Source organism: Candidatus Edwardsbacteria bacterium RifOxyA12_full_54_48, from assembly GCA_001777915.1.
Lineage (GTDB): Bacteria > Edwardsbacteria > AC1 > AC1 > EtOH8 > UBA2226.
On the sequence record MFFN01000004.1, the window covers coordinates 288691 to 313918 of the forward strand.

Annotated in this window: 23 protein-coding genes and 1 tRNA gene; 2 read left to right on the top strand and 22 right to left on the bottom strand. The window is 53.3% G+C overall.

The features are described 5' to 3' along the window. Positions 1–101: 101 nt before the first annotated feature. The 6 genes from A2273_02895 to A2273_02920 all read right to left on the bottom strand — a co-directional run bounded on the left by A2273_02895 (position 102) and on the right by A2273_02920 (position 7703). Positions 102–2516, bottom strand: a complete 2415-nt coding sequence (locus tag A2273_02895; GenBank protein OGF08005.1) for a hypothetical protein — start codon at positions 2514–2516, stop codon at positions 102–104. Between the two features lie 128 nt (positions 2517–2644). Continuing rightward, positions 2645–4117, bottom strand: coding sequence for a transcription termination factor NusA (locus tag A2273_02900; GenBank protein ID OGF07434.1), 1473 nt, complete (start codon positions 4115–4117; stop codon positions 2645–2647). 130 nt (positions 4118–4247) lie between these two features. Then, complete coding sequence (locus A2273_02905) at positions 4248–4730, bottom strand: hypothetical protein (protein OGF07435.1); 483 nt, start codon at positions 4728–4730, stop codon at positions 4248–4250. A gap of 261 nt (positions 4731–4991) precedes the next feature. After that, on the bottom strand, positions 4992–5447 hold the full coding sequence (locus tag A2273_02910; GenBank protein ID OGF07436.1) for a hypothetical protein: 456 nt from the start codon (positions 5445–5447) through the stop codon (positions 4992–4994). Positions 5448–5451: 4 nt separating this feature from the next. Further along, on the bottom strand, positions 5452–6933 hold the full coding sequence (locus tag A2273_02915) for a phytoene desaturase (protein ID OGF07437.1): 1482 nt from the start codon (positions 6931–6933) through the stop codon (positions 5452–5454). A gap of 89 nt (positions 6934–7022) precedes the next feature. Further along, positions 7023–7703 carry a hypothetical protein gene (locus A2273_02920; GenBank protein ID OGF07438.1) on the bottom strand — a complete coding sequence of 227 codons (681 nt, stop codon included), beginning with the start codon at positions 7701–7703 and terminating at the stop codon, positions 7023–7025. A 125-nt stretch (positions 7704–7828) separates the two neighbouring features. Between A2273_02920 and A2273_02925 the strand changes: the two genes are divergently transcribed. Then, positions 7829–8467 carry a hypothetical protein gene (locus A2273_02925; protein OGF07439.1) on the top strand — a complete coding sequence of 213 codons (639 nt, stop codon included), beginning with the start codon at positions 7829–7831 and terminating at the stop codon, positions 8465–8467. Positions 8468–8504: 37 nt separating this feature from the next. Here the strand turns inward: A2273_02925 and A2273_02930 are convergent, their stop codons facing one another. The 8 genes from A2273_02930 to A2273_02965 form a co-directional block, all read right to left on the bottom strand. Then, entirely contained in the window at positions 8505–9212 is a 708-nt protein-coding gene (locus A2273_02930) for a hypothetical protein (GenBank protein OGF07440.1), read from the bottom strand. Further along, positions 9209–9709 (bottom strand): hypothetical protein, encoded by a 501-nt coding sequence (locus tag A2273_02935; protein OGF07441.1) that lies wholly within the window; start codon positions 9707–9709, stop codon positions 9209–9211. Before A2273_02935 ends, A2273_02930 begins: the two co-directional genes overlap by 4 nt. After that, positions 9696–10007: a DNA methyltransferase gene (locus A2273_02940; GenBank protein OGF07442.1), complete on the bottom strand. Its 312-nt coding sequence runs from the start codon at positions 10005–10007 to the stop codon at positions 9696–9698. Before A2273_02940 ends, A2273_02935 begins: the two co-directional genes overlap by 14 nt. Before the next feature lie 14 nt (positions 10008–10021). Continuing rightward, positions 10022–13162, bottom strand: a complete 3141-nt coding sequence (locus tag A2273_02945) for a type III restriction endonuclease subunit R (protein ID OGF07443.1) — start codon at positions 13160–13162, stop codon at positions 10022–10024. After that, positions 13159–13593 carry a hypothetical protein gene (locus A2273_02950; protein ID OGF07444.1) on the bottom strand — a complete coding sequence of 145 codons (435 nt, stop codon included), beginning with the start codon at positions 13591–13593 and terminating at the stop codon, positions 13159–13161. Before A2273_02950 ends, A2273_02945 begins: the two co-directional genes overlap by 4 nt. 223 nt (positions 13594–13816) lie before the next feature. Continuing rightward, positions 13817–16492, bottom strand: coding sequence for a DNA methylase (locus A2273_02955; protein ID OGF08006.1), 2676 nt, complete (start codon positions 16490–16492; stop codon positions 13817–13819). Between the two features lie 275 nt (positions 16493–16767). Beyond that, positions 16768–17400, bottom strand: a complete 633-nt coding sequence (locus tag A2273_02960) for a hypothetical protein (protein ID OGF07445.1) — start codon at positions 17398–17400, stop codon at positions 16768–16770. Between the two features lie 34 nt (positions 17401–17434). Continuing rightward, positions 17435–17764, bottom strand: a complete 330-nt coding sequence (locus A2273_02965; protein ID OGF07446.1) for a hypothetical protein — start codon at positions 17762–17764, stop codon at positions 17435–17437. 225 nt (positions 17765–17989) lie between these two features. On the opposite strand from A2273_02965, the gene A2273_02970 reads away from it, so the two are divergent. Next, positions 17990–18063 (top strand) — tRNA-Ser (locus A2273_02970). An 83-nt stretch (positions 18064–18146) separates the two neighbouring features. On the opposite strand, the gene A2273_02975 is transcribed toward A2273_02970, so the two are convergent. The 8 genes from A2273_02975 to A2273_03010 form a co-directional block, all read right to left on the bottom strand. Continuing rightward, positions 18147–18908 (bottom strand): hypothetical protein, encoded by a 762-nt coding sequence (locus tag A2273_02975; GenBank protein ID OGF07447.1) that lies wholly within the window; start codon positions 18906–18908, stop codon positions 18147–18149. Between the two features lie 57 nt (positions 18909–18965). Beyond that, on the bottom strand, positions 18966–19337 hold the full coding sequence (locus A2273_02980; protein ID OGF07448.1) for a four helix bundle protein: 372 nt from the start codon (positions 19335–19337) through the stop codon (positions 18966–18968). A 36-nt stretch (positions 19338–19373) separates the two neighbouring features. Further along, a complete protein-coding gene (locus A2273_02985; protein OGF07449.1) occupies positions 19374–20651 on the bottom strand; it encodes a serine protease in 1278 nt (425 codons plus the stop codon). 67 nt (positions 20652–20718) lie between these two features. Then, the gene (locus A2273_02990) at positions 20719–21492 is read right to left on the bottom strand and encodes an AMP nucleosidase (protein ID OGF07450.1); all 774 of its coding nucleotides are present in this window, start codon (positions 21490–21492) and stop codon (positions 20719–20721) included. 138 nt (positions 21493–21630) lie between these two features. Continuing rightward, a complete protein-coding gene (locus A2273_02995; protein OGF07451.1) occupies positions 21631–22407 on the bottom strand; it encodes an acyl-[acyl-carrier-protein]--UDP-N-acetylglucosamine O-acyltransferase in 777 nt (258 codons plus the stop codon). Between the two features lie 137 nt (positions 22408–22544). Continuing rightward, on the bottom strand, positions 22545–23111 hold the full coding sequence (locus tag A2273_03000) for a hypothetical protein (protein ID OGF07452.1): 567 nt from the start codon (positions 23109–23111) through the stop codon (positions 22545–22547). Between the two features lie 421 nt (positions 23112–23532). Further along, positions 23533–23742 (bottom strand): hypothetical protein, encoded by a 210-nt coding sequence (locus A2273_03005; GenBank protein OGF07453.1) that lies wholly within the window; start codon positions 23740–23742, stop codon positions 23533–23535. 132 nt (positions 23743–23874) lie between these two features. Continuing rightward, a complete protein-coding gene (locus tag A2273_03010; protein ID OGF07454.1) occupies positions 23875–25179 on the bottom strand; it encodes a hypothetical protein in 1305 nt (434 codons plus the stop codon). Positions 25180–25228 lie beyond the last annotated feature (49 nt).

Below are 25228 nucleotides of genomic sequence, written 5' to 3' on the forward strand. Positions count from 1 at the left end.
TTATACCGTCTGCGGCCTCCTGCCTGGTTGTTAAACTTGACCTCTCCCTGTCTAACGACATCCCTCTCCTGATTAATCAGGAGAGGGATTAAGAGTGAGGCCTATTCCTGCTTGATCTCCTCTATGATGTAGGTCTCCACCACGTCGCCCACCTTGATGTCGTTGAACTGGTCCAGCCCCAGGCCGCACTCGAAGCCGGTCTGCACCTCGCGGACGTCGTCCTTGAAGCGTTTGAGCGAGGCGAATTTTCCGTTGTACACCTCCACGTTGTCCCTTATAAGACGGACCTTGTGGGAGCGGGCGATGGTCCCGGACAGTACCTGGCAGCCGGCGATGGTGCCCACCCCGGATATCTTGTAGGTCTCCCGCACCTCCACCCGGCCCTGCACCACCTCCTTGAACACCGGGGCCAGCATCCCCTTCTGGGCCTTCTGCAGGTCCTCCAGGGCATCGTAGATGATGTTGTACATGCGGATCTCCACCCCCTCGTTCTCAGCCAGCTCCCGGGCCCGCTCCTCGGGCCGAACATGGAAGCCGATGATGATGGCATTGGAGGCCTGGGCCAGCCGGACATCGGACTCGTTGATGGCGCCCACCCCCTTGTGGATGACCACCAGTTTGACCTTCTCGTTGGACATTTTGAACACCGAATCGCCGATGGCCTCGATGGAGCCGGCCATGTCGCCCTTGATCACCAGCTTCAGCTCCTGGATGGCGCCCTCCTGGATCTGGTCGTAGATGCCCTCCAGGGTGATCTTCTTGGCCGGACGGAACTCATGTTCCCGCTTCAGCTGCTGGCGGCGGTTGGCCATCTCCCTGGCGTCCGATTCAATCTGGTAAACCTGGAATGAATCGCCGGCCATGGGGGCCCCCTCAAAGCCCTGCACCAGCACCGCACTGGACGGCCCGGCTTTAAGGATCTGCTTGCCGTGCTCGTCATACATGGCCCTCACCCGGCCGCTGTACAATCCAGCTACAAAGGACTGGCCCTTCTCCAGGGTGCCCTGCTGAACCAGAACCGTGGCCAGGATCCCCTTGCCCTTGTCCAGCCGGGACTCTATCACCGTGCCCTTGGCCGGGCAGTCGGGGTTGGCTTGCAGTTCCAGCAGGTCGGCCTGCAACAGCACCATCTCCAGCAGTTTTTCCACGTTGAGGCCGGTCTTGGCCGAAACCTCCACGGCGATGGTCTTGCCTCCCCAGTCCTCCACCAATAAACCGACCTTGGAGAGATCCTGCTTGACCCGGTTGGAGTCTGCCCCGGGCAGGTCTATTTTGTTGATGGCCACTATGATCGGCACCTTGGCCGCCTGGGCATGGTCTATGGCCTCCCTGGTCTGGGGCATCAGCCCCTCGGTGGCGGCCACCACCAAAATTACGATATCGGTCACCTGGGCCCCCCTGGCCCGCATGGCGGTAAAGGCCTCGTGGCCCGGGGTGTCCAGAAAAGTTATCGAACCGTTGCTTATTTTCACCTCATAAGCCCCGATATGCTGGGTGATGCTGCCGTGCTCCCCTCCGGCCACATCGGTCTTGCGGATGGTGTCCAGCAGGGTGGTCTTGCCGTGATCCACGTGGCCCATCACCGTCACCACCGGAGGCCGCGGCTTCAGGTTTTCCGGGGAAAGCTTTTCCTCCTCCTTCTCCTCCGGCTGGTTGAATTCATCCTGCTCCTCCAGCGCATAGCCGAATTCATCGGCGATGGTGGCCAGGGTATCCAGGTCCAGACGCTGGTTGATGGTGACCATCAAGCCCAGCCCCAAGGCCTTGGCGATCACCTCTCCCGGCTTGGCCCCTATGGCCTGGGCCAGATCGGCCACCGAAGAATACTCCGGCATTTTAACGACCTTTTCGTCAACCGCCTCTGCCGACAGATCCCCCCGCTCCTTGTCTTTATAGGACCTGCGGGCTTTGCCCCTTTCGATGGCGGCCATGGTCTGCCTGACCGTTGCGGCAATGGCCACATGGTCAACCGGCAGCTTTTTATCCTTATGTTTTTTCCGCTTGCGTTTTCTTTTCCGTTTTCCCAGCGCGTCCTCTTCCGCCAGCGGCTTGGGATAGGGGGTGGTCATCTCCTTGGGATAATCTATGGGAGTGGGCACGATCTTGGTGATCACCGGTTTGTGCACCACCGGCCTGGGTGGTACCGGCCTTCTTATCACCGGCTTAGCGCCCGAAACCGCCGCAACCCTTGATACGATAACCGGGGGAGCTTCCTCCACCGCCACCTTGGCCTCGGCTTTGACCGTGGCTTCTTTTTTCTCCTGGATCTTCTTCTTCTGCTGTTGTTCCTGCTTGACCGCTTGCTTCTCCTCCTCGAACTTCAGCTTGACAGACTCCAGCATATCATTGGTGACCAGGCTCATCCGGCTCTTGATATTGAAATTAAGCTCATTGAGCATGGACAGCAGGGCATCGGCCGATATCTTCAGATCCTTGGCCGCCTCAAAAACCTTCACCTCCTTGGCCGGTTTGGCGGCCTCGGCTTTCTTTTTGGCAACGGGCTTCTTCTGGGCCACTTCCGCTTTCTTGGCCACTTCTGTCTTTTTGACCACTTCTGTCTTCTTGACCGCTTCTTTCACCCCGGCTGCCTTGGCTGTCTTCTTGGCGGGCTTGGTGGTTTTCTTAGTCTCTGCCATAATATCTCCTATTCCTGCCGTTCCGATGGTTCTCCGGCCTGGTGCTGCTCATCGTCATTGTCAGATCCTTTTTCTCCGTCGCTGCCGGATTCTTCGGCCGGATTCTCCTCGGCTTTGGCCGGGGTTCCCTCGGCGCCGGGCTCTGCCGGGGTCGATTCTTCCCCGCCGGCAGGCTGGTCGGGAGCCGGCCTATCGGCCGGCTTGGCCGGGGAGTTCTTCTCGTCAAAATGCATCAACTGGGCATCCTTGGCCTCCTTGGCGGCGGACAGCACCTTCTCGGCCGTCTTGGCGCCTATGCCATCGATGCTGGTCAGGCCCTCCTCGCCCGATTCTATCACCTTTTCCACCGTATCCAGCCCGGCATCCTTGAGCTTGGCTTTGATCTTGTCGGAGATGATCAGTTCCTCCATCGGTATCTGCACCTGGGCCAGGGCCTCGAACCTCTCCTGGTACTGGCTGTCGGTCATCACATCTATCCGCCAGCCGGTAAGCTTGGCCGCCAGGCGGACATTCTGCCCCCTCTTGCCGATGGCCAGCGAATACTGGTCGTCGGGGCAGATCACTATCACCCGCCTCTCCTCGGGCTCGGGGAAGGCCTCCAGCCCCTTGGCCGGAGAAAGAGCCCGGGCCACGAACAGCGCCGGATCCGAAGACCAGGATACGATATCTATCTTCTCGCCCGACAGCTCCCGGACCACCGTCTGGACCCTGGCGCCCTTGAGCCCCACAAAAGCCCCCACCGCGTCCACCTTGGCTTCATTGGAGTGCACCGCAACTTTGGCCCGATCGCCCGCCTCGCGGGCAACAGCCTTTATCTCCACCAGGCCCTCTTTTGTCTCCGGCACCTCCTGCATGAACAGGCGCTTGACAAAATCGGGATGGCTGCGCGACAATATCACCTGCGGCCCTTTGATGGTCTTGGCCACATCCAGGACCACCGCCCTGACGGTGCGCCCCTGCTGATATCTCTCCGAACGGATCTGCTCGGAATACGGCAGAACGGCCTCGGTGCGGTCCAGGCTGACCAGGATGTCGTCCCGGCTGATCTGCTGGACCGTCCCGGTGACGATGTCCCCCACCTTGCCGGAGAAATCCTTGAACACCTGCTCCCGCTCGGCCTCCCGCACCTTCTGGAAAAGTATCTGCTTGGTGGCCTGGATGGCCATCCGCCCGAACTCTTCGAACGGCAGGATCACCTCCACCTCATCGCCCGGCTGGGGGTCGTCGATATATTCCGCGGCATCGGCGGCGGAGATCTCCAGGACCGGATTGAGGACCTCCTCGGCCACCAGCTTCTTGGCAAAGATGCCTATCTCTCCGGTATCGTCCTCCAGCTCTACGAAGATGTTCTCCGATGTGCCGAACCGCTTTTTGCAGGCCTGCAGCAGGCCCATCTTAAGGGTTTCGATGACAAATTCCTTGCTCAGGTTTTTGCGCCTGGCGATCTCGCTCAGGGCTTCAATTACGTCTAGGTTGGACACGCTTTACTCCTTGTATGTATGTGATCCTGGTGTTATTTTTCTTACCCCCTCCCGCAGCCCACTTCGCCGAAGTATGCTATAACAGACGCCTATCTTCGGTTACGAAGGCTGAATCGGCAAGGGTTTGGGGTCAGGTCTTTTTCAATTCCACTTCCAGCCGGGCTTTTTTTATCTGGGCCAGCGGCAGCCAGACCGATGCCTGATCCTTCAGGACGATCTTGACCATTCCGTTCTGGACATCACCGATGTGCCCGATGAAGGTGTTCTGGCCGTTCAGGGGCTGGCTGATGACCACCTTGACCGGCCGGCCGGCATAGCGAAGGAAATCCTCCGCCCTCTTCAGCGGCCGGTCCAGGCCGGGGGAGGATACCTCCAGATTATAGGGCTGCGGGATGGGATCGCTGGCATCCAGCTCGGCCGAGATCCGGCGCGACAGTCCGCTGCAATCCTCCATGGAGACCCCCTGCCCGGGGCGGTCTATGAACACTCTTAGAAAATCCCCGCCGGCCTTGTATTCCACGTCCACCAGCTCCAGCCCCATCTCGCCGGCCAGGGGCCGGGCCAGTTCCTTTATTTTGGCGATGATCTCTTCGGCGGTAGGGTTAAGTTCCATTCGGTGCTCTGCTTTTAAGATTAGAAACTCGAGTGCCGGCCATTCTCGCACTTCATTGCATTCAGCATAAACTCCAGCGGGAAGCCCGTCCGGGTTGTCAGTTTTCGCGCTTGTGCGCTGAAGCGCTATGGCGCGCAAGCACGAACCTGATAAAAAATCTCTGCGCCTCCATGATTGAGTTTCCGGCTGGTTTTTCGGATAGCAAAAGAGAGCGGGCTTTGTACCCGCTCTCCTAAAAATCAAGTCTGGAGGTATTATAGCCTAAAAGGAGATATAATGCAAGGATTTTTTTGCCCGCTCCCAGTCCTCCACCGGGCCTTTGATAACCTTGAAAAGGGTATGGGTCTGGATATTTTTATCGCTAAGTATTGAAATATGCCTCTGGACATCCCGCTTCTTCAGTTTCTTCAACAGATGGCGGAGTTCGTATTCCACCTGGCCCGCAGCCACCTTTATTTTTGGCGCTTTCTTTTTCGAGGATATTTTTTTGCCGTCGAAGCTGTATCCTCTGGCCGCCGATTCTTCATGAACCCCGAGCAGATAAGCACCGATGGCCGCCAACGGGTCCTTTTGTCCCTTGAACCTCTGCAGCTGGGGATGGCTCCTGTAGCCCTTGGTCCCTCCCTGGAGGACCTTCTGGGCCAGCAATCCCTCGCGCCACACGGCTAAAAGACCCTGGCGGTCCAAATATTTTGGATGTAATGACCAGAGGCGCATTGGGCTATTTCGATTTGTTTATCATCTCGGCCGCGATCCGTCCCGATTGGTAGATGGTGGGCAGGCCCGAGCCGGGGTGGGTTCCTCCGCCCACCAGGTAGCAGTTGCCGAATTCCTCGAATTTGTTATGGGGGCGGAAGGACAGCATCTGGCTGATCTTGTGGCTCAGGTTGAAGGTGGCCCCGTTGTATATCCCGTACTCCTGCTCCCAGTCAGCCGGGGTGATGATCTTCTCGACCTCGATGTGCTGGTCCAGATCCTTAAGCTCGGTCTTCTGCTTGATTATCCCGATAACCCGGTCCCTGAAGGCCTTGCGCTCCTTCTGCCAGTCAATGCCAGAGGTCTGGTTGGTCACCGGCACCAGCACGTAGATGGCAGATTTGCCTTTCGGCGCCAGGGTGGGATCGGTGATGCTGGCATTCTGGATATAGACCGATGGGTCTTTTGACAGCATCTTGCGACGGGCGATGTCCTCCACATTGTCCCGGTAATCTTCGGCGAAGATCACATTGTGGTGCGGGATGTCGTACAGCTTGTCCAGGCCCAGGTAGAGCATGAAGGTGGAACAGGAGTATTCCATCTTTCTGAGCTTTTGATCGGTGTATTTCCTGCGGTCCTGAGGTGCTATAAGATGGCTCATGGCCCAGGCGAAATCGGGGTTGATGATCACCGCATCGCCCCGCACCTCCTGTCCGTTCTCCAGAAGTATTCCCACGGCCTTCCTGTTCTCTATAATGATCCGCCTGACCGGAGTGCTTAGGTGGATCTTGCCCCCGTCTTCGATAACGACCTTGGCCATGGCCTGGGATATCCGGGTCAGCCCTCCGATGGGGTGATAGATGCCGAAGCGGTGCTCGATGATGGAAAGAATGGTAAAGGTGGCCGGGCACTGCCAGGGCGACATGCCCAGGTACTTGGCCTGGAAGGTCATGGCTATCCGCAGGTGCTCGTGCTTGAAGTATGCCGCCAGCCGGTGGTAGACCGAAGCAAAGGGGTCCAGCCGGGGAATGGCCTTTATAAAACGGGGCCTTAAGTATGAGAGCAGGCTGCCATAAGGCACCTTGAGGCAGGGATAGACCCGATCGAACTTCTTGCCCTCCTCCTTTTTGAACCTTAGATAATTCCGCCCGTCCCCGGGGAATCTTTTTTCGATCTCCTGGGCCATCTTATCCTGGTCACCGGATGGGAAAAAATCATCCTTGCCGTCAAATCGCAGGCGGTACAATGGCTCCAGCGGCTTCAGTTCCAGATGATCCTCCATCTTTCGGCCGGTCTCCTTGAAGATCTCGTCCAGCACTTCCAGCAGCATCAAAAAGGTTGGCCCGGTGTCGAAAGTGAATTCGCCCAACTTGATGGGGGCGTTGCGCCCGCCCACCACCTCCTTCTTTTCGTATATCTCCACCTGGTGTCCGCTGTGGGCCAGCAGCATCCCGGCGATCAGCCCGCCCGGCCCGGCCCCGATGATGATGACTTTCTTCTTAGACATAAATTTTATCAATTGTTATTAAAATATCGGGTTCAACCTATTTTTTACGTCCAAATTTCTTGGTACTTTGGTGCCTTTGTGGCAAGAATTCATATCAGGTTCTTCTCGGCAAAGCTGTAATGCCCCAGCCTTCCCACTATGATATGATCCAGCAGCCGGATATCCATGGTCTTGGCCACGCTGATGATGGAGTCGGTCAGGGCCTTGTCCTCCGGCGACGGCTGGCAATGCCCGCTGGGGTGGTTGTGCATCAGGATCAGTCCGGCGGCATGGCAGTCCAAAGCTTCCTTGATGATCCGTCGGGGATAGACCGCGGCCTTGTCCACCGTCCCCTGGTTTATGATGCTGTGTTTCAGCACTTCGTTCTTGGTGTTGAGGTAGATGCACAAAAAAACTTCATTCGGCTGGCCAGCCAATTTGGACTTGGCAAAATTAAGCACCGTCTGGGGAGATGAGAGCACGTCCCTTGATGACATCTCGTTGGTCATATAATACTCGGTCAGCGCCTTGTTCAATTTTATCAGGATGCCGGATCCCGGGCTCAACCCCTTGACCCGGCCCAGTTCCTCGGAGGAAGCATCCAGCACTCCGGAAAGCCCGTTGAATCTCTTTATCAGTTCCTTGGCCAGGGGTTTGATGTCACGCCGGGGCAGGGCATAGGTCAGCAACAGCTCCAGCAGTTCATAGTCGTGCAGGCTGTCCCCTCCGGTTTTTAGGAACCTGTCTTTCAATCGTTGCCGGTGTCCGGCATTAAGCTCCCTGTTATCCATTTCCCACCTGCTAAATTTTCATGACCAGATTGTTGTTGGAAATACTCTCCGATGATGGAAATCGGCTTGCATATTTGCCGGGTTTGTTATACAATACTTTTGAACCATCTTTTCCGAGGAGGTCTATGGAAAACTATACCATTCTGGTGGTCGAGGATGAGGCCAACATGGCCCGGCTGCTGGAATTTCAACTGCGGAAGGCCGGCTATCAGGTGATCCAGGCCCGCGACGGCCAGGACGGCCTTCAGGTGGCCCGGGAGAAACAGGTGGATCTGATCCTGACCGACATCATGATGCCCATGATGGACGGCTACGAACTGTGCCGGGCCGTCAAGAAAAGCCCCGATCTGAAGCACCTCCCGGTGCTGATGCTCTCGGCCAAGATAGACCGGGCCAGCATCATCCATGGTTATGCGGTGGGCGCCGCCCGTTATCTGACCAAGCCCCTCAAGCGGGAGGAGCTCTACAAGGGCATCGACCTGCGGCTGAAATACGCCTCCAAGGCCCGGTCCATGCTGGCCCGCAAAGCCAAGGAGTGGTCCGGCAAACTGTCGGTGGTCAATATATTCAAACTGCTGGAATTGTTCTCCGTCGGAGGCTGGACCGGCCGCATAGAAATAATCAATATCGAAGGACAGCACGGCTGCCTGCACCTGAACCAGGGGGCCATCGAGCACTGCAGCCTGGAGGGGCAGATCAATATGTTCAACATATTCGTGGTGCTGTCGTGGGAGCAGGGCTCCTTTGAGGCCACCCGCTATTGATCCCCTCCCGGGGCGCCGCTGTCCGCTCTGGGTGAAGTTACCTTGCCAGGGCTTTCTGTCTTAAGCCCTCGGGAAATTTTTCTATGGCACACCTCAATGCCGTCCGCGGCATTTCCTTTTTATTCTCGATCACGTAGTCAAAGACCTCGCGTTGGTGATTATCCCCGGCCACCTTCAGCATCCAGCCGTAGCCCTTCTGCACCAGATCCTCTTTATCCGACAAAAGGATGTCAGCCGTCTTGAAGGCCTCTTTAAGGAAAAACCCCCGGCGCAAACCGTAGATCAGGGCCACGCCCGAGGCCCGGCGCATCCACCACTTGGGCGATCCGGCCCACTTTAGGACCCGGGGGGCATACTCCGGATGATGATATAGAAAACATCCCAAGGCATGGGTACAGAGATCGTCCACCCCGCCCCAGTCCGGGGCGAATTTTTTTAGCCATTTTTCGAACCGGGAGAAATCGCCGGGCTGGTATCTCTTTCTTGATCGGTAAGCCCAGTCGAAGGCAATGGTCCGCTCCTCGCTGAGGCCGGATCCCAGCAGGTGGCCGCATAGTTTGAAAATATCGTCCCTGGGCCGGTCCTTGATGGCGGCATAATATTTTTGGGAGATCTTTCGGACCGCCGGGGTCCTGACCCCGTAAAGTTTTATCCCCTCCTTGAAAAAGACCTGGATCGCCCGGCGGTATCCTTCATCGCTGCCGGCTTTCAGGTCCTTTCGTATCTCTATTACCAGCCTTTTCAATTCGCATCCCCCGCACCGATCACCCGGCGGATCATTTTACCATCGCTATTGTACAGATCGGTGGACACCAGATTGGTGCCCGGGTCAAGGTAATTCACCCTGCGGGAATAGCCCTTCCGGGCGGCGAATTCCGGCCGGTAAAAGTGCTCCACCCGGCTGGTGCTGCCGCCGGAGTATGGCAGGTTGTAATAGTTGATTATCTTGTAGCAGCCGGTCCTGCGGCTGTAGGGTTCGGTAAGGAATATCCGGGTCTCCTTGATCTTTTTCTTCAAATCGAAGAGATCGTTTATGTAGAGACATTTGTCCCCGTGCGTCGGGTCGCCCCGATAGGAGATGCTGATGGTCCTTCCGCCGTAGATGTTGTTCCGGTCTATGACCCTGATCCGGTTGTTGGGCAGGCGGCTTCCGGCCAGCATCAGGAAGGATATGAAAACCAGCCCCAGCAAAAAATGCAGGTAAAAGAAAGGCTGGCGTTTTTTATTTTTAATGATCCTCATTTTTCCACCGATAAATGTCCAGGTCTATCGTTCCGGCCAGGCTGAACTCCACCCCCTCGCTCTCCAGCATGACCCGCTGTTCCTCGTAGCCCTGGCTTGGTTTCAGGGATATCTGTCCCTTGCCGTTTATCACCCGGTGCCAGGGAAGTTTTTCCTTGCCCGAGCTGGAATGCAATATCCAGATGACGGCCCGGGCACCCCTGGGATTGCCGGCCAGGGCCGCGATCTGCCCATAAGACGCCACCTTGCCGTGCGGGATGCGTTTGATGACGGAGATTATGTTGGAGGAGAAGGTCATGCTCTTTGGCTGTCCTAAGCTAGTTTATCTAAAGCCTCTTTCACCGCACCAGGATGCCTGACCATAATATATTTCCATTGTCCGTAACTGCCATCCCGGTTGACCGCCGCCACCCATCTTTGGGCAGCGGCTTTTTTTTCATTTTCGTGCTCGTCGAAGCCTTTTGTTTCCAGAATGAGAAAATAAGGTGTTTGACTGTCTGGCGCACTTTTCAGGTGGATAATAAAGTCGGGCACATAATCGTGGGGTTGCCCATTATAGGTATATGGTATAGAATATCCAAGGCCAGCATTCTTAACAAATGAATCAACCATAGGATGGGTGTCTATATAGTAAGCGGCTGATTGTTCCCAGCGCAAGGTGTCGGCGACCACATAATTCAGATGGCTTTTTGTTACTTCTCTTACATCCTTAGATGACCAGTAATCCACCTCATGGGTTGACCCCGGTCCCCGATGCTGCTCATAACGCGGGATTTCCAAGGTCTCTCCTGTATCATCAACCGGTTTGATGGCTTTGCCAATGTTATCTATCGCCCAACCATAGTAAGGAGAGAGAAATAAATCAACCTTTTCAGACGGCGGCAGTGCTTTTACATGGTTGTCTATATAGCTGCGGACAAAACCAAGCAACTGTGGGAAAAGGATATGGGTTGGTAAATCGTTTTTTGATGTTCTATTTCGCAAATCGCGCACCAAGTCCTTGGTTAATTCAAAAGCCAGCTCCTGCAATCTGTGGCCTTGACGAAAATGCTCAAGTGTTAACATATCGGCTCGGCCGGGGCCTAATAGCGATGGCCGGCCTTGATTGCTGGGCAATGCGGCTTTTAATTCAACTTCCGGTGGGATTTTGGCTGGGTCTAGAGTGACTGGTGTAACCTGATCCCAGTCAATTTTTATTTTATTGCTGACAGCCTGCGTATACCCTTCCACCCTGGGAAACGAAATAGCGAAATATTCCTTTTCCGGAATGGCATGAACATGGTGTTTTATTTTAGGCGGGGGAGGTGTTCCACCGGGATTGGCCTTATAGGGAATAACCTCAAAAGGCACGCCCAGCACCTGGGCCAATTCTTCGGGGTAGCGGCCGTTATCATCCAGATCGCTATAGTTGCTGCGGCGCAGACCCCGGCCCACCACCTGCTCGCACAACAATTGTGACATGAAGGGCCTAATGCCGATGATATGGGTGACCGTGGTGCAATCCCATCCTTCGGTCAGCATGCCGACGCTGACGATGCAACGTATATCCCGGCCCGGCGGGGTTAATGGGCGTTTTAATTTCTTGGCCAGTTCCTCAAAGCCTGGCGGGTATATCGGATTGCCCTGCAGATCAAGCGGCCAATATTTCTTGCCAATAGTATCCAGGGTGCGTCTCAGCCACTGCATTTCATCCGATTTGCCATTGTCGCCGTCCGTTTCATCAACCACTTTTGAATCTATCCGGATAGTGTTAACGGTTTTTTCTGAGTTGCGAAGGCTGGCTATGTTTAGCGAAGGGATCCCTGACGGGCAAGTATCCTGGGCGATCCACTCATAAATGACTTTGGCTATTTTGGTATTTTTGCAGACTATTATAAACACCGGCGGCCGGTCATCATCCTGGTTCTTCTCCCATTGTTTGCGCAGGTTTTCCCACTCACCGGACAGCATGATAATGGGAGCATTGGCATATTTTAGGATGGCCTCAGGTTTTGGGGCTGCCTTGGAAGCCCCTTTTTCAGCCGGTGTCAGCTGACCGGTCACCCATTTCCAAAGGTTAAAATATTTGGGCCTCTCTTCTCCTGAAGTGTCGCGCAGAGGGAATTGGGGGATTTTTACCAGGCCGGACTCTATGGCATCGGTAAGGGGGAAGTCGCTCACCACCCAGGGAAAAGGTTTGTTGGTATCCTGGCCCACCCGGCTTAGGAAATACGGGGTAGCCGAGAGGTCAATGCAGAAATTTATGCCCCGGTGTTTATGGATGCGATCCAAGCCGTTGATCCAAATGGTGGCCTCCTGAAAGAATTCCTCGGCCTCTTCGTCCTCTCCAAACAGGTCGGTTTCTAGATCATCTTTTAAGTCGGGCCTGATGCGATAGGCGTGGTGAGCCTCATCGTTGAATACCAGGATATTCTCCTTTTTGCCGACATCTCGGCCCAATACTCGTTGCAGCCACGAAGCATCGCTTTCCAGATACCGGGTGGATTCCACTTTTGCCTTGATAAGATTGCCCTGCTTGTCCGTCTCCTCTCTTATCACCCTCAACAAACCCGCGGATACCTGTTTTTTGTAATCTTCCAGGGAAAGATAGCGCTTGCCCCGGGCCGTGGTCGACTTGTCGGAGATGTGGACTGTCTCGGTATCGGTTTGCTGAACGCCGGAACGTATGACCTTGGCTCCATTGTTAAGCGAGGTCGTTTCCTTGACCTCAAAGTCATGCCAATTCTTTACCAGCACCTTGCCTTTAAGCAGTTGCGGCATCAGATGGGGGGGCACCAAATCGCGGGTACGATAAACGCTGGCTTCTCCAACATTGGGGTCAAGCTCGGCTAAACGGTAGCGTATTGTCACAGTAGGGCACATTACCAGAGCCACGTCCGAGTATTGGGAATTAGAACGGTCGCTGGCCTTATTCAAAATGCTCCAGGCGATCAGCATGCCCATCACGGTAGTTTTGCCGGTGCCGGTGGCCATCTTGGTGGCATAACGCTGAAAGGCCTTGATCCCCTCAGCGATTTGAGACTCGTTGGGATGATCCTGGGGGATATCCAGACCCTGCCGCAGGTCGGCCCGGGCCTCGCGCAGGAATATTACCGTCTCGGCCGCCTCCAGCTGGGCATAGAATAAACGCCACTTGCGCCCGTCCCGCCGCCACCATTCCATCAACTCGCGGGATATCTTGGTGGCTCCGGGGTATCCCTGCTCCCGCCATTTTTTTACCCGTAGGCGGATGTCGTTGACCAATACCATTTCATAGCCGGGCGAATAATCGCGAGAAGGCGCCAACACCCCTTCCAGTTCCCATTTGACGTCGGTGTCACTGGGGGGATAGACAATGGAAGGACGCCGGCCGGACTTGCGCTGGGCCATCTCGCCTTCCTTGATGAACCAGAATTCCTTGGGTTCCTCAAAGGGCGAATTGAGAATTGGTTCAGAAACTTCGAAATTATTCATTGCATATCCAGTAAAATAATTGCATTATCTACCAATTTGGTTTCAGACCTATTCCATTGGTTATCAAGATACTGTTTTGGGTTGGCTATCTCAGTGAGTATGTCCCAAGCAAATTGGTGTACTTCAATGAATTTGTTTCTTGATTCTCCGGTGTTTCCGTAAAGCTTATTCAGCGTGTTTGTTCCATCTATTGGCAGGCATGCTTTTGGGAAAATGAAATGCAGGCATTTCGAATTGGAAATTAATTTACTATTAGTTTCCATCAATATTAAAGAGTTATAAAGTTCTTTTAAGTATGGAATAATATCCTTATTTTGTGACCATGAAAACAATTCAAGTGCCTTCTCTGTCTCGGTGAATAAATCCCTATTTTGTTGGATATTTTTCTTAAAGTCAGAGTAATCTTTCATTTTAGCCCCACGGCTATTCATATCCCAAGAAACAAGAGTGGCGTATAACATCTCCACACAAGGGTCAGAACCTATAAAGTCTAAAACCGACGGTTTCTGTTGCCGCAACTGTATTACACGATGATAGAAATGTAAACTTGGTCCGCCACGGTAATTAGTATTAATGCCGGAGATACGGGTTGTAATAATATTTCTAACCCGTTCTATTTTATTCTGTCGTTTTTTTATCATGTCATTATATAACCTATTCCATCTTCTTGGTCACGATCAACTCATTCCCCCTGTCGTCGATAACCTTCACCGCAATGGTCTTATGCTCGCCCAAACTGAACGGCGCGCTGACAGTTCCGGCCAGATGGTCCCACACCCCCTCGTCGTAGGCCCCGCGCAAAGCCTTTTTAAGGCTCTCCCAGGCTCCGGTACGGGGGAAGAAGGCCTGGGTTACATGGAAACAAAGCCCATTGTAATCGGAATCCAAGAACCAGGCTGGCACCTCGTCGCCCTTGATGTGATCGTTGTTCATGGTGGCCGGGTCAAAAGTATCCAATCCCAGAAGTTCCACCTGATAGCTGTCGTCCTTGCTTTTATTTACCTTGATGTCCGGCAGGCCGCAGACCGAGAATATCTGGCTGGTGCGCATGTTCTTCAGCAGATCACCCATCATGATGTCCGGGGTCATCTGGACGTAGGTGGCCGGGATGCCCACAGTCTGCTCGCAATTATCCACCAACTGGCGGGCATTGGGTTGGATGGCAAAGCCGATGACGTACAAATGGACATAGCCTCCCTTGGCGTGGGCCTCGCGGGCCGCCTCGTAGACTAATTTCTCGCTGACCGCGCCGTTCTCCGGGCCAAAGACAAAGGCCACGGCCTTGTCGTTCTCCACCGCCTCGGCCGAAAGGGAAAGGGATTTGATAGGAGGCCGGATATTCTTAAAGGCCAGGGTCCTGTTACCAGGCAGTTGGATCACCGGGCTGAGGCGCAGCACTTCCAGCATCCGTTCGATAAATTTATTGCGCTCCTCGGGGCTGGTGCCGGAATCTTCAACCCCGTCGCCTTCCCAATCCACCGGGGTGGGAATAGTGGCCTCAAAGCTGAACGGCCCGGCCACCCTGATGATCTTGTTTTCTTCCTCTTTTTCCGGCCGGTCCACCAGCACCTCTTCCTTGGGAGGCTGGTTGTTGGCGATAGACTCAAGTGTAATATGCGGCACAATGCCGCCCACTTCCTCGCCTTTGCGGTTTTGCCTGCGCAGATACTCAAACCCTCCGGCCGGCCCTCGTTTTGGGTCTTTTAGTTTGAAATATGGGAATGTGGCCGTAAGCAGACGCTGTTTGGCCAGGGCCAAGGGCACGCGCGAAACATCGCAGGTGATCCACCGCCGGCCCCATTGCTCGGCCACATAGGCCGTGGTGCCGCTGCCGCAGGTGGGGTCAAGTACGAGATCGCCGGGTGACGTAGTCATAAGCATACAACGCTCAATAACCTTAGTATTAGTCTGAACAACATAAAATTTTTCGCCCGATAAACCAGCCATTGCTGTATCTGTCCAAACAGCATCTATAGGATCCCCAGGCGATTCATCTACATATAATTTATACATAAGAGAATTACCGACAGCCACCAATCTGTTTAACTGTGCAGCTCTATCTAAACCTTCTGGAGAAACGGACCAATGTCTATTTTTACCAGGGTAGTAATCTACACCATCAAATTTATATGAACCAGAGCGAGTATTACTATAATCTTGCGAGTTGCATGGAACAAGTCTAAATCTTCTCGTACCTTCTGGTATTATATTATCATCCGTAATTTCATCGTTAGTTAAACGTCTATATTGGCCGTTTACTAAGTCGATAAAACAGTAATCCCTGTTAAAATTTTTATTGCCTTTTTTACTAATGAAATATTTATAATATTTAAGCGCCGTATCATCTTTTGAATACCATAGAATAAAATCAAATGTTTGCTCAAGCCTTTTTGTCGCAGCACCTCCTGATTTTTGAAAAGCAATAAGTGCTTGGAAATTCTCTAAACCAAATATTTCATCCATCAATTCCCTTACATGATGCACATTTTCGTCGCTTATCTGCACGAAAATGCTGCCAGTATCTTTTAGCAGTTCACGCGAAAGCAGCAATCGGTCGCGCATATAGGTAAGATAGCTGTGCAGGCCCAGTTCCCAGGTATCCCGATAGGCCTTTACCATCTCGGGCTCGCGGGTCATGTTGTCGTCATCGTTGTGCTTCACGTCCCGCCGCCGCACGAACGGCTGGAAATTGCTGCCGAACTTCACCCCGTAGGGCGGATCCATGTAGATCATCTGCACCTGGCCGCCCAGGTTCTCGTAATGCAGCAGCGAGTTCATGCACACCAGCGAGTCGCCCAGCATCACCCGGTTGGTCCACTTATCCTGGTATTCATAGGCCTTCAACAATTGGTCGGTAATACTATGGTGAGGGTCGCCGATCATCTCATAGATATCTAATTGGGCTGCATCCTTACGATGGCTTTTCAAGGTTTCAATAATGGTCTTAGTTGAGAGCCGTTCGTGCACGAACAGGGGAAGGGTGGGCACCTCGAACGACAAGCGCTCGGCCTTGCCCGCCCAATTAAGGAACGGCTGGCTGAGCGTTTTCAGCTCCTGTGCGGCCTGCTTGGCTTTTTTTAGGTCATCGGATTCCAAAATTTGGGTGATGAGGGCTTCACCCTGCTCCCGGGCCGGGTTCTGGCCGTCCCAAACAAGTTCCGGGGCGAGCGAGGAATCGTATTTATAAACTTTAGGCGGCTTTTTCTTTTTGAACTGGGCCTGGGTGCCGGCATCCGGCCGCAGTGGCACGGTGGCCTCGGGGTGGTCGTAGTCCTTGGTCTGTTTGTTGGCCCCGGCGGTGATTGTCTTTGCCAAACGCGCAGTTACCATGGCTTCTGCTTTCGTGTTATCATCGCTGCCGATGATGCGGTCGATAATTGCTTTTTTCTCGCGGCCGCTATCGTCCAACCCCAGGTCTGTGCTTATCTTCTTCAGTTCATCACGGGTAAGTTTGGAAAGGATTTCGGCAATCCCGGCTTTCTTGGCCAGCTCGTTGGCAATAAAATCCTTGGTCGCGCCGGTCAGACCGGAAATATTGTATTCCCGGGCCAGATCCAGCAGGCGAGCGCGGGAGATGAGATTCAGTATTTCAACGGAAGAACGCATCAATTATTTCCTTTCGGTTGGTTCAACAGTTCCAGAAGCTCGGGGACGTAGTTTTTTGCGTTTTTAATAACTTTTGTTTTCCAGCCTTTAGAGAAATCATTATATAAAGCGATAAAGCTGCCCACCAAATCAGGGACGGTTTTTACGAAGTCAATTAATGATTGCAGAATTCGTATGTCTTTTTCACGTTTCTCGGCACTTCTCTCTTTAAGCACCAGCATCTTTTGCAATATAAAGGCTTCAATTTTGGGAAGGACTATGGTTTTGCCTTTATAAGTTAAATTAATGGTGTTGGCCTGCAATAGGTTCATAAAATCAAGACCTTGGGCGTTGATCGAGATATCCGAAAAACGATTGCTTTTAGGCCGTCCCGCACCCGCCTGATGGGTTAAAAATTCTATTTCCAATTCAGCTTTGGCATATTTTTCGCCATAACCCGACCGGGCGCCGATATATTGATATCCCATCTCCAACAGCATTTTGCTTAAGTCTATTTTAGGCGATACCCGCAAGGGTTTTGGCAGCAAAACATCAACGTCGTTTGTCCTTAAAGCCATTAATTCTTTACCGTCAAAGTATACGTTTTTATAAAAATAGACGCACCAACTGCCGACGATAATGATCCGTTCCAATACTCCGTTATCATGAAGCAGTTGTAAAAAATTTTCAAGGTCTTGTAATTGACTTGAGGGCGAGGATTCGCTTGATGTCTCGGATGTCATTTCTCACCGATTTTAAATTTATAATATATTCCCGGCATTTTGCCAGTTTTTGCCGCAGTTCTTTGACTTTGTCCGAATCGTATGGCCCTAGGTATTTGAATATTATCCGGTCCTTATCCCGGTAGGCCAAATAGGCATAAGCAGCATTACTCCTTTTTTTTACGGCAATGCTGCCCTTGGGGCACTGGTTAATATACTCTATGTATTTTTTTTCAAGTACCCGTAACCGCGCCAGTTCCTCTTTAAGCATGTTGCTTAAAATGTAATAAGCCATATAATATGCCTAACAAATGTTTGTTTTCATTATATAATGTTAGGCAAGAAATGTCAACATTTAATTTTTCCCCGTTGCCTAACATTATAATACACATTTGATAATGTGTTAGGCATATTCAATACGTAACTCGTTGATTATTAAGTATATATAAAATATTTAAAATAACAATAATGAATTTAAATAACACTTGACAAACAGTTAAATATTTATTATATTTAATGCAGACCTATAGCTCAACTGGATAGAGCGTTCCCCTGCTAAGGGAAGGGTTGCGGGTTCAAATCCCGCTAGGTAGATGGTTTATAAAGGAATCATCTACAAGGCGAGGACACCCAAGTCAAAGCGGCGGCCAGTAATGGCCGCCGCTTCTGTTTTCCCTTTACGCCTTCTTCTCGTTCTTGTCAATTATCTGGGTAAAGTACTTCATGAACTCTATCGGTAACGGGAAGATGATGGTGGAATTCTTCTCCACCGCGATCTCGGTCAGGGTCTGCAGGTAGCGCAGCTGGACGGTCACAGGCTCCTGGGCCATCACCGAGGCCGCATCCCGCAGTTTGGACGAGGCCTGGAACTCGCCGTCGGCGTGGATCACCTTGGCCCGGCGTTCGCGCTCGGCCTCGGCCTGCTTGGCCATGGCCCGGCGCATGCCCTCCGGCAGGTCCACATCCTTGACCTCCACCGCCTGCACCTTGATGCCCCAGGGATCGGTGCGTTCGTCGATCACCTTCTGCAGGGTCTGGTTGATCTTCTCCCGGTTGGAGAGCAGTTCGTCCAGTTCGTGCTCGCCCAGGATGGAACGCAGGGTGGTCTGGCCCATCTGGCTGGTGGCATACATGTAATCCTCCACCGCGATGATGGCCTTGTCGGGCTGGAACACCTGGAAGTACATCACGGCGTTGACCTTCACCGAGACGTTGTCCTTGGTGATCACCTCCTGGGCCGGCACGTCCAGGGCGATGGTGCGCAGGGTCACCTTGACCATCTTTTCGAACATGGGGATCAGGATGATCAGCCCCGGGCCCCGGGTGCCCACATAGCGGCCCAGCCGGAATACCACGCCCCGCTCGTACTCCCGCAGGATCTTGATGGTATTGACCAGGATGAACAGCACGAAGATAATTAGAACAATGTAACCTGTCATGGTTTTTCTCCTTTATGAATGTTGATTATTTAAGCGTTTAGCGTAAAGCGCTTAGCGTTAAGGTTCTTTTTGTCTCAAGCCAACTATCATTTTCCAGAGCATTCTGCCGATTTCCTGCGATAGGGAATATAAGCTTGTAAAATCATTTTCCTTTAAATAGCCAATATCTTTCGAAAGCATCAATTGCGTCTGCAGTTCTGCCAATGAACCATTTGCCGTATATAAAAATTGAATATATTCCTTGCGATTTTTGCGTGCATAGCCCTCGGCAATATTTGAGGGAATTGAGACCGAACACCTCCTGATCTGGGAGGTCAGACCGAAATTTTCCTGGCTGGGAAACGCCTTGGTTATTTTATATATCTCAATACACAATTTATATGATTTTTGCCAAACGATAAGGTCGGCAAAACTTTTAGTGCTATACATGCATTTCTCCGTTCCCTATCCGCTTTACGCTTTCCGCTACTCGCTCTTTATGACTTTCAGCCTCATTCCCTTCACTTCCACCACCCTGACCTTGGCTCCCTCGGGTATCTCAGCATCCGACCAGGCGTTCCAATGGGTGCCCTCCACGAATACGCTGCCGCCGTCCTTGTTGACAACCGTCCGGGCGTCGCCCTCCCGTCCCAGCAGGCCCTTGTCGCCGGAGACCGGCCTGGTCCTCAATGTCTTTATGGACAGCCAGACCCCGATGATGAAGAAGGCCGCGGTCACCAGCACCACCGGAATGATCACCTGCAACGAGACTCTCATGGCCGGGTCCGGCGTCTGAAAAAGCATCACCGATCCTAAAAACATGGCAACTATACCTCCTATGCTAAGTATTCCGTGCGAGGCTATCTTTACATCTAAGATGAACAACACAATGGCCAGAATTATCAGCAGCATCCCGGCATAATTGACCGGCAGGGTCTGGAACGAGAAGAAGGCCAGAATCAGCGATATGGCTCCCACCACCCCGGGAAAGATGGCCCCAGGATTGGAGAACTCAAAATACAGCCCCAGCAGTCCGGCCATGAACAGAATGTAGGCGATATTGGGATTGGAGATAATGGACAGGATCCTGTCCCGCCAGTTCATCTCCACCTGGACCTTTTCCGCCCCCTTGGTATGCAACACCACCGTATCCTGGCCCATCACCACCTGCCTGCCTTCCAGAAAAACCAGCAGGGCTTCGGTATCGTCGGCGATCAGGTCTATCACTTTCCGCTTGAGCGCTTCGGTCTCGGATAAGGAAACGCTGCTACGCACCGCAGAATCGGCCCAGGCGATGTTGCGCCCCCGCTTCTCGGCGATGGATCGGATGTAGGCCGCGGCGTCGTTGGTCACCTTGCCGGACATGGTGCTGTCCATCTGCCCGGTGCCGACGGATACCGGATGGGCCGCCCCGATGCTGCTGCCCGGCGACATGGCCGCCACGTGTGAGGCCATCGTGATGAACGCCCCGGCCGAGGCCGCCCGCGATCCCTGCGGGGCCACGAACACCACCACCGGAACCTTGGAGGCCATGATGGCCTTGATCACCTGGCGCATGGACTGATCCAGCCCGCCGGGTGTGTCCATCTCTATGATCAGGCATTCCGCCTTCTGATCCCGGGCCTTTTCTATTGACTGGACCATAAAGCGGGCCGAGGCCGGACTGATGGCGTCCTCCACCCGGATGATCATCACCTGGGAGGCCGTTGATAGTGAAACCAGCCCCGATAAAATGATGCTCGTGAAAAGTAAAACCTTTTTCATTCTTATACCTGCTGTAAAATATCCGTCTGAATCCAATTAAATCAGCGTGATCTGCGTTCCATTAAACCTAGTACTGGAAATGCTTGATCTTCTCGCCCTTCTGGCCGATGTCGGTCATGCTTTCGATTCCGATCTCCAGATGTATCTTGCTGAATCTTTTGGTCACCTCCCGGTCGCTCTTCTCGGTCTTGATCCCGTGGGGCACCATGGGAATGTCCGACACCATCAGCAGGGCGCCCCGGGCGATCTGGTTGGCGTGGCCCACGATGAACAGGGTGGCGGTCTCCATGTCTATGCCGATGGCGGTCAGCTTCCGCAAATACCTCTTGAATTCGGCGTCCCATTCCCACACCCGGCGGTTGGTGGTGTAGATCACCCCGGTGCGGTAGTCCAGCTTCCGCTGTTTGAGCTTGTCGGAGACGAATTTGTGCAGTTTGAAAGACGGCAGGGCCGGCACCTCATGCGGCAGGTAATCGTTGCTGGTCCCCTCGCCCCGGATGGCCCCGATGGGCAGGATGAAATGCCCCAGCTCGGTGGTCTTTTTAAGCCCGCCGCACTTGCCCAGGAACAGCACCCCTTTGGGATGGCGGGCCACCAGCAGGTCCATCACCGTGGCGATGTTGGGGCTGCCCATGCCGAAATTCACTATCGACAGCCCGGCCGGGTTGGTGGCGGCCTGCATGGGGCGCCCCAGCCCCTTAATCTCGCAGTTGAACCGCTCGGCGAAGCTCTGAATGTAATCGTCGAAATTGGTGAGCAGGATATAGTCGCCGAATTCGTTCAGCTCCATACCGGTGTAGCGGGGCAGCCAGTTCTTGGCAATGTCCAGTTTTGTTTTCATAAATTCACGCCTTTCGTTGTAAATATATTACTGTAAAACATATCCAATATCAAGTGTAAAGTTACAAATAAAATCAGTCCTGGCCAACAGAAAGCCCCATATCATAACTGATACGGGGCCTTGACGGTCCGGAAGGCTCTATTTGGTTATTCCCCGGGCCGAGCTTTCGATGAACTCCACGATGTGCCTGATCTCCGGGGACATCGGCAGGCTTTCTTTGATGCGGCTCAGGGCCTGGGTGGTGTTCAGGTTGGAGCGGAAGATAAGGCGGTAGGCTTTCTCTATCAGGTCCCGTTGCTCCTGGCTGAAGCCGCGGCGGGCCAGGCCGACCGAGTTAAGCCCGTACATGCCCAAGGGATTGCCGAAGGCCTTGGTGTAGGGCAGCACGTCCTTCTGGACGGCGGAGGAACCCCCGATCATGCAGTAGCATCCCACCCGGGAGAACTGGTGCACGGGGGTCAGTCCGCCGATAATGGCGTAATCCTCCACCGTCACATGGCCGGCCAGGGTGGCGGAGTTGGCCAGGATGACATTTTTTCCCACCGTGCATTCGTGGGCGATATGGCAGTAGGCCATCAGGAAACAGTTGTCGCCCACCAGGGTGACATCCCCCTCGTCGGTGGAGAGATTGATGGTGGCATATTCGCGGATCACGGTATTCCTGCCTATTTTGACCGTGGTCCGGCCCCCCTTGAACTTGAGGTCCTGGGGGTCGCCTCCCAAAGAGGCCCCGTGCCACACCCGGCAGCCTTCTCCCAGCTCGGTCCAGCGGTGGATGGCCACCGAGGAGCCGACCTGGCAGTTGTCGCCGATGACGCACTCCGGTCCGATGATGCTGTAGGGACCGATCTCCACATCGTTGCCTAACTTGGCTGACGGGTCTATGATTGCAGTGGGATGGATTTTGATGGACATGTTCTAAATGATTTAAAGGTTGGAAATGATTATAATCTTCAAACCGAAATGACAGGGAACCGCCGGAAATCCGCCCGGCTTTTCTTGTAAACCAAGGGGCATTTTTGGCCGCGATGCTGTTAGCTGCCGTGCGCCAATCACACTGTTTCCGCTTCTTCCGCTAACCGCTTCCATAGTGATTCAACCTCTAATATTTTTGCCCACTGTTCCAAATAACCCAGGTTTAATTTACCATACTGCACTTCATAAACCCGCAGGGCGTCGGTAAATTGTTTTTCACTTCCACCGGAAAGTTTAGACCATCTCAATTTGGCTAAAATTGTATCCTCCGGGGTTGAAACTTGCATTTTTACGCCCATAAACTCTTCGCTGATCTTGCGTAAAAAACGCGACCGGTCAAAAGGTTCGTCGGTCAATATCCAAAAATCAACTTTATCTCCGGTGGTTACATCAATTAAATTAAACATGCCCTGCCTGGCAATCGCCTCGAGAATGCTCTTTTCATCCAAATAAAAATCGGGCGGCGGGAAAGCTTCGGACAATTTCTTTGCGGCTGATCTTTGAATGGCAATGACCAGATCTATGTCATGGGTCAAGCGCGGTTCGCCTTGCAAGCTTGATACAACAGAGCCTGTTATCATATATTGGATCCCAGCTTGATCCAGCGATTTAATGACCCTCTTTAATAATTCCTGTTGTGACATTTATCCAGACGCTCCAAAAGTATTTTTTTTAATTCCTTGTCGCCCAGATTTGGAAATCTCTTGCGTAATCCATGAATAAAAAGTTGCCCGGCAAATTCAGACAGCTCAAATGCCTTTAGCAGCCTTTTTTCGGGCGACATGTTCCGGAGCGCCTGAATGTATATCTTATGATTTGGACGGTTTTTAATATTCATCGTGATTTGTTATTGAACGTGTTATATACATGAGCATGGCAGTTGTCGCCGATGACGCATTCCGGCCCGATGATGCTGTAGGGGCCGATCTTGGCTGACGGGTCTATGATTGCAGTGGGATGGATTTTGATGGACATGTCCCAAATGATATAAAAGTTGTAATTATTGTAACGGGTGAAAAGGTAAAAGATAAAATAATTATATGTCAGGTTTGTTTGTGGCTCAGCTTACATATCGATAATAAATTTGCGGCAGGCCTGACACATATTTGCCCCAACTTTGGGTCTTCCGAACCCTGCAAATTCGCCCAATTTAATGCTGCCTATGGCCCAAAGCCCAAGCAACAAACTTTTTTCTTCCGGCAGCCATTTCAACTTATATCTGTCTCCATATATATAACCCCTGACCATTTCTGCCGTGCAATAAGGGCATTTCATTTCGATCTAGTCCCTCAAATAATCATTTAAAAGAAGCACAATATTAAGTGTTCGCTGTGGGAAGTATCTTGTTTGGCATGTTAGCAAATATGGCTTTAAAAGGTTTTATTTGTTTGAACGTTTCAAACGTCGCTACCTGTCGACGATCGCCGCGGTCATTTCGGCCTCGCACACCACCTGGCCGTCCACCATGGCCTGGCCCTCCATCTTGCAGATCCCCCGCTTGAACGACACCATTTTAAGCTCGAACCTCAGCTGGTCGCCCGGCACCACCGGCTTGCGGAAGCGCACCTTGTCGATGGCGGCGAAGTACAGCAGTTTCTGGTGGTAGTTCTCCACCGAATGCAGGATCATGAACGCCCCGGTCTGGGCCAGGGCCTCGACGATCAACACTCCCGGGAATACTGGCCGGTCGGGGAAATGGCCGGGGAAGAACGGCTCGTTGATGGTGACGTTCTTGATCCCCACCACCCGTTTGCCCTCCTCCAGGTCTATGATCCGATCCACCATCAGGAAGGGATAGCGGTGCGGCAGCATCCCGGCGATGGCGTTGATGTCGAACACCGGGCCCTTTTTCTGGCGCTCCATCTCGTCGTAGACCTTCTTGATCTCCCGGACCAGTTTGACGTTGGAGCGGTGCCCGGACTTGATGGAGATCACATGCCCCTTGATGGGCATGCCCAGCAGGGTCAGATCGCCCAACAGGTCCAGTATCTTGTGCCGCACGAATTCGTCGGGGTAGCGCAGCGGCTCCTTGTTCTCTATGCCCTGCTCGCCGATCACCACCGCCGAATCCAGGCTGCCGCCCTTGATCAGCCCCTGGGACCTGAGCATCTCCACGTCCCGGGCCAGGCAGAAGGTCCGGGCGTCGGCCAGCTCCTTGTCGAACACTTCCCCGTCGATGGCGAAGGAGGCGTACTGGCTGCGTAGCAGGTGGTGGTCGAAATCTATGGTGAAGCTTATCCGGAAATCCTTGGCCGGATTGGCCACCAGCTGGACCTCATCGTCGGCGATGGACACCATCCGGGGCAGTTCGAAATATTTTCGGGGGGCGTCCTGCTCCACCGTCCCGGCCTTTTTAAGGATGTCCAGGAAGGGACGGGAGGAACCGTCCCCGATGGGCGGCTCATTGTTGTCCATCTCCACCCGGAGGTTGTCTATCTCCAGCGAGGCCACCGCCGCCAGGACATGCTCCACGGTGTGGACCTTGACCAGTTGGCCGTCCACGTCCCGCCCCAGGGTGGTGCCCCGGGCGGTCTCCACCACGTAGTCGATCAGGGCCGGGATCTCCGGAGCCTGGGGCAGGTCGCTTCGGATGAACTTGATCCCGCTGTCCGCCGGGGCCGGCTTGAAGGTTATCTTGGTGACGTTCCCGGTATGGACCCCCACCCCGGAAAAACTGACCTCGCCCACTATGGTCTTCTGCAGTTTGGCCATGGTATATTTCCTTATAACGATAAAAATGCTATGGTGTTATCGGGTAATG